The organism is Bradyrhizobium sp. Mp27 (genome assembly GCF_029953005.1).
GTDB classification, from domain to species: Bacteria; Pseudomonadota; Alphaproteobacteria; order Rhizobiales; family Xanthobacteraceae; genus Bradyrhizobium; species Bradyrhizobium barranii.
Genome location: NZ_JASAUS010000813.1, coordinates 1 through 221, shown reverse-complemented (window position 1 = coordinate 221; position 221 = coordinate 1). Strand labels below are relative to the sequence as shown.

Here is a 221-nt window from a genome sequence, read left to right as displayed (position 1 = left end):
GATCCGCTCGCGTCGCCGCGTCGGCTGATGAGAATTCTCGGCCCGATTGTTGAGAGCTTTGTGCTGGCGATGTTCGACGTGTAAGCCCATCTTCGCCCTCGCAGCGCCGTAGAGCTATGGCGGAATCTGGGTGATGACGGTGTGAGGAAGGCGGCGTATCGAGGCGGGTGACGAGCCTGCCAGAACCTCTCGAGGAGAGCGATACGCCATGACCGAGACTA

1 pseudogene is annotated in these 221 nt (G+C 61.1%); it reads right to left on the bottom strand.

The features are described 5' to 3' along the window. Positions 1-111, bottom strand: a pseudogene (locus QJT78_RS52755) (IS6 family transposase); the annotation flags it as partial. Positions 112-221: the final 110 nt, after the last annotated feature.